5 protein-coding genes are annotated in these 6,864 nt (G+C 65.6%); all 5 read right to left on the bottom strand.

The genetic code is table 11. The annotated features are described in order from the left end of the window. Positions 1 to 131 precede the first annotated feature (131 nt). Positions 132 to 2,201, bottom strand: coding sequence for a 3-hydroxyacyl-CoA dehydrogenase NAD-binding domain-containing protein (locus tag AC0L24_RS27270; RefSeq protein WP_473564399.1), 2,070 nt, complete (start codon positions 2,199 to 2,201; stop codon positions 132 to 134). Between the two features lie 126 nt (positions 2,202 to 2,327). Then, positions 2,328 to 3,275 (bottom strand): ABC transporter permease, encoded by a 948-nt coding sequence (locus AC0L24_RS27265; RefSeq protein ID WP_127808746.1) that lies wholly within the window; start codon positions 3,273 to 3,275, stop codon positions 2,328 to 2,330. 3 nt (positions 3,276 to 3,278) lie between these two features. Further along, positions 3,279 to 4,259, bottom strand: coding sequence for an ABC transporter permease (locus AC0L24_RS27260; protein WP_189367944.1), 981 nt, complete (start codon positions 4,257 to 4,259; stop codon positions 3,279 to 3,281). Between the two features lies 1 nt (position 4,260). Continuing rightward, on the bottom strand, positions 4,261 to 5,730 hold the full coding sequence (locus tag AC0L24_RS27255) for a sugar ABC transporter ATP-binding protein (RefSeq protein ID WP_127808744.1): 1,470 nt from the start codon (positions 5,728 to 5,730) through the stop codon (positions 4,261 to 4,263). A gap of 49 nt (positions 5,731 to 5,779) precedes the next feature. Next, positions 5,780 to 6,793, bottom strand: a complete 1,014-nt coding sequence (locus AC0L24_RS27250; RefSeq protein ID WP_023811211.1) for an ABC transporter substrate-binding protein — start codon at positions 6,791 to 6,793, stop codon at positions 5,780 to 5,782. Positions 6,794 to 6,864 lie beyond the last annotated feature (71 nt).

Below are 6,864 nucleotides of genomic sequence, written 5' to 3'. Positions count from 1 at the left end.
GGGGAGTCGAGGCGTGGTCCGCGCAGCGGACGAAAAGCCAACTGCTTGGCTTTTCGAACAACGAACGCCCGGCAGGGTGATGAGGGGCAGCGCAGACCTCGACAATTGGGTGGCTTGCCCATGACGTTTGATCAGGCTATCGCGTCGCCGTTCCACGATCCGGTCTCGGCCATCCGCATCAGCAACGGCGCCGGCTTGAACACGTCCTTGCCTGTCCGTTGATGCCAGTACTCGAGCCGCTCGATGATCCTGGCCGGGCCTTCGAGGCCAGCCCAGAACATCGGCCCGCCCTTGCCGATGGGAAAGCCGTAGCCATTGACCCAGACGACATCGATGTCGGACGCACGGGCCGCTATGCCTTCCTCAAGGATCTTGGCGCCCTCGTTGACCAGGGGATAGAGCGTGCGCTCGATGATTTCCTCCGCACTGATCGCGCGCGGCACGATGCCCTTCTCCGCGGCCTTGTCGCAGATCAGCGCTTCAACCTCGGGATCCGGCACTGGTGTACGCGCGCCAGCCTCGTAAAGGTAGAAACCCCGGCCGGTCTTCTGGCCGAAACGTCCTTGCTCGCACAGCGTGTCGGCGATCACGGCCGACAAGCCACGCGCCTTGCGGTTGCGCCAGCCGATGTCGAGACCGGCGAGATCGCCCATCTGGAAAGGCCCCATCGGCCAGCCGAAATCGGTGAAGACCTGGTCGATCTGGCTGGGCGTCGCGCCTTCCAGAAGAAGCGCTTCCGATTCCGAGCCGCGCGCGGCCAGCATGCGGTTGCCGACGAAGCCGTGGCAGACGCCGACGACGACGGCCACCTTGCCGATCCGCCGCGCCAGGTCGACGACGGTCGCCAGCGCATCGGGCGCGGTCTTGTCGGCGCGCACGATCTCCAGGAGCTTCATGACATTGGCCGGCGAGAAGAAATGCAGGCCGAGCACGTCCTGCGGCCGCGAGGTCGAGGCGGCGATTTCGTTGATGTCGAGATAGGAGGTGTTGGTGGCGAGGATCGCGCCCGGTTTGGCCACCGCTTCGAGCTTGCCGAACACCTCCTTCTTGACCGCCATGTCCTCGAACACCGCCTCTACGATCAGGTCGCAATCGGCGAGATCGGCATAATCGGTGGAGCCCTTGAACTGGGCGAGCCGCTCGCGCTTGGCGACTTCGCTTAGCGAACCGCGCGTGACGGACACCGAGTAGTTTCTGTCGATCGTCGCCAAGCCGCGCTGCAATGCCTCATGGCTGGTTTCCAGCAAGGTCACGGGATAGCCGCCATTGGCGAAGGCCATGGCGATGCCGCCGCCCATCGTGCCGGCGCCGATGACGCCGACGCGGGCAATCCTGCGCTTGACGATGTCTTTTCCCGAAACCTTTGCCGCCTCACGTTCGGCGAAGAACAAATGCCGCTGCGCCCGCGACTGGTCGCTGCCGACCAGTTTCACGAACAACGCACGTTCCGCCGCCAGCGCCGCATCGAAGGGCAGCGTGACGGCATTGCGCACCGACAGCGCACAGGCGATCGGCGCCTCGAGCCCGCGCGCCTTCCTAGCGAGGTCCGCAGCCTCGGCGTCGAAAGCCGCGAGGTCGGTCTCCTTGAGCCCATCGCGATCACGCACTGGCGTGAAGGGGCCACCCTTGCGGGCAATTTCCCTGGCGAAGTTCACGGCATGCGTCGTCAGATCGCCTTCGAAGACGGCATCGACGATACCGGCGGCATGCGCCTCGGTTGCACCGACCGGCGTACCGGAGACGATCATCCTGAGCGCCTTCACCGCGCCGACCAGGCGCGGCAGCCGCACCGTGCCGCCGCCCCCCGGCAGCAGGCCGAGCTTCACCTCCGGCAGGCCGAGCTTGGCGCCGGCATCGGCGACGCGGAAATGGCAGCCCAGCGCCAGCTCCAGCCCGCCGCCGAGCGCGGTGCCGTGGATGGCGGCCACCGTCGGCTTGGCGATGGTCTCCAGCATAGCCACGATGGCGCGCAGCTCCGGCTGCTGCATCGGCTTGCCGAATTCGGTGATGTCGGCGCCAGCGACAAACGTCCGGCCGGCGCATGCAATGACGATGGCGGCAACCGAAGCATCGTCGCGCAACTCAACGAGCGCCTGCATCAGCGGTTCGCGAACATGAAAACTCAGCGCGTTGACCGGCGGGTTGTCGATAGTGACGACGGCGACGTCGCCGTCACGGCTGACCTTCACGAAATCGGACACGCAAACCTCCCAGCGCTATTCAGCGGCCATGGCCGCGCGAACGGGATTTACAGCGCCATGACGTCGAAGGGAACCGGGTGTCGGCCTGGCACAATGATTACAGCCCTGGGACGACGAAGGCGGAGCCTACCGCGGCGCCTTCTGCCCGCCCGCCGCTGTGATCACCCCGACAATGATCAGCCCCGTCAGCAGCAATCGCACCCCGGCACTCACCCCAAACGTGTTGAGCATGGTCAAAAGCAGCACCAGGAACAGCGCCGCGCCCCACACGCCAGGCACATTGGCCTTGCCGCCGGCGACCGACGTGCCGCCGATGACGACGACGGCGATCGAGGCCAGCAGATATTCATTGCCGATATCGACATTGGCGCCGCGGAAATAGCCGGCGAGCAGCGCGCCGTCGATGCCGCCGAGCGCGCCCGACAGCGTGTAGGTGAGGAAGCGGATGCGGCCGACATTGACGCCGGCGAGCCAGGCGGCGCGGATATTCTGGCCGATCGCCAGCACCGAGCGGCCATAGATCATGCGCTGCAGGGCGACCGCCGCACCGATGGTGAACAGCACGGTGAGGATGGCCAGCACCGGAATGCCGAGGATTTGCCAGTTGGCGAAATCGGCGAAGCCCGGCGGCGGCTTGATCTGCAGGCCGCGGCCGTAGCTGATGTCGATCGACTGGATGATAAAGCTGGCCGACAAAGTGGCGATGATCGGCGGGATGCGCAGCGCCCAGATCAGCAGATAGTTGGCGGCGCCGATCGCCGCCCCGCAGGCAAGCGCCGCCAGCAGCCCGACCGCGATCATGGAATCATTGCCGTCCATCACTTTCATCGCGACGGCGCTGGCAAGGCCGATATTGGCCGGCAGCGACAGGTCGACATTGCCCGGGCCGAGTGTGATGACGAACATCTGGCCGACGCCGACAATGACGGTGAACACCGCCAGCGACAGGGCCGCCGTCACCATGCCGCCGGCGCCATAACCGCCGGTGAAGGCGATCGTCGCCAGCCACACCAGAAGCGCGCCAATGAACGACCAGATCCAGGGTTTGGCGAGCAGCGATTTCACCGATGTCATCGCTCACCTCTCCTTGCGGCTGATCAGCACCCGCGCCGCCAGCACGATGATGAGGATGGCGCCGTTGGCGGCAACCTGCCAGTCGGGCGGGATGTGCATGAAGGTGAGCAGCGGCGAGGCGGCCAGCGCCAGCGTCAGCGCGCCGATCACAGCACCTATCGGCGACACCCGGCCGCCGACGAATTCGCCGCCGCCTAGGATGACGCCGGCGATCGCCAGCAGCGTGTAGCCATTGCCGATATTGGCGTCGGCCGAGGTGGTGATGCCGATCAGCGCCATGCCGGACAGCACGCCGAACAGGCCGGCGAGCGCAAACAGCACGATCTTGGTTCGGAGCAGCGACCAGCCGGCGCGGCCAAGCGCCGCCGGATTGCCGCCCGAGCCGCGCAGGATCACGCCATAGGAAGTGCGCATCAGGCCGAAATGAACGATGACGCCGATGAGCAGCGCGGCGATGATCGGGAACGGAATGAAGGGCGGCTTGAACGCCATCAGCCCAAGCAGCCAGTCCGGCGCCTTGCCGCCCGGTTTGGGCAGGACGAGAATGGCCAGCCCCTGCCAGACGAAGCTCATGCCGAGCGTCACCACGATGGACGGCAGATTGCGCAGATGGATAAGCGCGCCGAGCAGCGCATAGATGCCGATTGATCCGAGCAGGATGGCGGCGCCGATGAGTGGCGCGTCCTTCAGCCAGGTCGCCGTGACGCAGCCGACGAAGCCGACGAAGGTGCCTATCGACAGGTCGAGCTCGTTTCCGGCAATGACGAACATCTGCGCGATCGTCGCCAGCGCGATCGGGATCGCCAGGTTGAGCATCAGGCTGAAGCCGAAATAGCTGATGGCGCGCGGGTTGAGCCAGGCGATGGCGAGCAGCACCAGCGCCAGCGACAGCGCCGGCAGCAGCCCGCGCAACAGACGGGCACGGGCCAGTGCGCCTCGCTCGGCGGACGTCCTGGCGGCGGTGTCGAGGCTGGCGGCCGTCATCTCAGGCCGCATCGCCGAATGAGGACTGGATGATCTTCTCTTCGGTCAACTCGTTGCGGCGCAGATTGGCGACGATGCGGCCGTTCTTGAAGACATAGATGTGATCGCAATTGTCGAGCTCTTCGGTTTCCGTGGTGTACCAGAGGAAGGTGCGGCCTCGGGCAGCCTCTTCGCGCACGAGGCCGTAGACCTCCAGTTTGGTGCCGATATCGACGCCGCGCATCGGATCGTCCATCAGCACGATCTGCGCATCCGAGCCGAGCGCGCGGGCAAACAGCGCCTTCTGCTGGTTGCCGCCCGACAGCGAGAAAATGTTGTTGTTCATATCGGGCGTGCGGATGCCGATCTTCTTCTGCCAGAATGCAGCGAGTTCGGCCTCGCGCTGCGGCGAGATCAGCAGCCCGCTGCGCAGCCGCGCCAGCGAGCGGATGCCGATGTTCTCAGCGATCGACCATTGCGGAAAGATGCCGTCCGACTGGCGGTCGCCGGCGACCAGCGCCACCGGCGCCGTCACCTCGATGCCTGCCTTGGCGCGCGATGCCGCGCTAAAGATCGCCAGCAGCAGGTCGGTCTGGCCGTGTCCCGCCAGACCGGCAAGGCCGATGATCTCCCCGGCGCAGGCGACAAGGTCGGTGCCGTCCTTTTGCGCGGCGGGCCGCGCCCGGACCCGTAGCGGACTGGCGCCGGGCTTGGCGGCAGCGATTTGCGCCGCGATCTTCTGGCGCGCTTCCGCTCCGCCCATCGCCGTCACCAGCCGGTCGCGGTCGAAGGCACTGGCGGCGTCGGCGACAACCACCTTGCCGTCGCGCATCACCACGATGCGATCGGCGTTGCGCAGCACCTCACCCAGCACATGCGAGATCAGGATGCAGCTTTTGCCGCCGGCAACGAAGCGGCGGACGAAGGCCAGCAGCTGGCCCGCCGTATGCGCATCGAGCGACGATGTCGGCTCGTCGAGGATGACGAGGTCGAGCCGATCCTGAGTGACGGTGAAGGCGCGCGCCACTTCCACCATCTGGCGCCGGCCGATCGACAGGTCGCCGACAATATCGGACGCCGAAATGCTGTGGCCCGGAAAGATCTCGTCGAGCTTGGCGGCGATCAGATCCGCCGCCTTGCGCCGCCAGCCGAAGCCGCGCAGCGACGCGTGGTTGATGCGCGTGTTCTCGGCGACGCTGAGATTGGGGCACAGCGACAGTTCCTGGAAGACGCAGCGTATGCCGAGTTGCTGCGCGCGCGACACCGAGTAGTTGTCCTCGGTGTCGCCATGCACGCCGATCTGCCCACTGTCGGGCACCAGCGTGCCCGCCACCATGTGCATCAGCGTCGATTTGCCGGCGCCATTGTGGCCGACGAGACCAACGCATTCGCCGGGGCCGACATGGAAATCCACGCCGCCCAGTGCGCGAACGGCGCCGAAATGCTTTTCGGCGCCGTTCAGTCTGATGATGTCAGCGTTCCCTTCAGGCATGCTCAACGATATCCGCTCGATGATCCGGAGGGCAACGCTTGTTCAAGGCTCACTTGATGTTGGCTTTGATGGCCGCGATCGCGTCTTCCTGCGTGTATTCGTGGCTGGCGACGCCGCCCTTGGGGATCTTCGGCAGCTCGGCCTCGAAATCGTCCTGTGTGAAGGCCAGATACGGCACCAGCAGATCGTGCGGAATGTCGGTGCGGCCGTCGAGCACCTGCTGCGCCACCCAGAAGGCGAGCGACGACACGCCGGGCGCGATCGAAGCCGACCAGGTCTGGTAGCCGTCCTTGTCCTTCTGCTCCTTCCACCACTGCAGCTCGTCCTGGCGGTTGCCCATGATGATGGTCGGGCGCGGCTTGCCGGCGGCGGCGAAGGCCTGGGCCGCCCCGTAACCGTCACCGCCCTGGTCGACGACGCCTACGATGTCGGGCAGCGACGGCAGGATGGTCGCAACCGCCTTCTGCGCCGTCGTCTGGTCCCAGTCGCCGGTCACCGAACCGACGATCTTGAACTCGGGATGGGCGGCGACGCCTTCGAGGATGCCGGCATGGATGGCATCGTCGATCGAGGTCCCGGCAAGCCCACGGATTTCCAGAAGATTGCCGCCCTTGGGCTGGAACTTGGCCATCTGCTCGATTTCCTGCTTGCCCATGTCCTTGAAGTCGACGACGACACGGTAGGCGCAAGGTTCGGTCACGGTGCCGTCGAAGGAGACGACGACGATGCCGGCATCGCAGGCCTGTTTGATGGCGCCGTTGAGTGCATCCGGCGAGGCCGCGTTGATGACGATCGCGTCATAGCCCTGCAGGATCAGGTTCTGCACCTGTGCTGCCTGCGTCGGCACCTCCTTGTCGGCGGTGGTGAAGATGTCGGCCGCGCCGACGATCTTGTCGGCGACCGCCTTCTTGGTGACGATGCCATAGCTGTCGAGCATCGCCTGCCGCCAGGAATTGCCGGCATAATTGTTGGAAAAGGCAATCTTCTTGCCGCTGGTGTCGGCCAGCGCCGTGCCCGAGGCGAGCATTGCCGCCAAGGCTCCCAGAACGAACAGTTTCTTCATGTCGTTATCCTCCCAGATGTGTTGACTGCTGCATTCCCACCGGCTTTGACCCCGGCCTCACTCCCAACTCT

The organism is Mesorhizobium sp. WSM4809, assembly GCF_055811655.1.
Note: the sequence above shows the minus strand (reverse complement) of the source record. Positions and strands in the feature narration are given on the sequence as shown.

Bases quoted from the DNA above. Each gene is read 5' to 3' on its own strand.
- AC0L24_RS27255 (WP_127808744.1), bottom strand. From the start codon at position 5,730: ATGCCTGAAGGGAACGCTGACATCATCAGACTGAACGGCGCCGAAAAG.
- AC0L24_RS27260 (WP_189367944.1), bottom strand. From the start codon at position 4,259: ATGACGGCCGCCAGCCTCGACACCGCCGCCAGGACGTCCGCCGAGCGA.
- AC0L24_RS27250 (WP_023811211.1), bottom strand. From the start codon at position 6,793: ATGAAGAAACTGTTCGTTCTGGGAGCCTTGGCGGCAATGCTCGCCTCG.
- AC0L24_RS27265 (WP_127808746.1), bottom strand. From the start codon at position 3,275: ATGACATCGGTGAAATCGCTGCTCGCCAAACCCTGGATCTGGTCGTTC.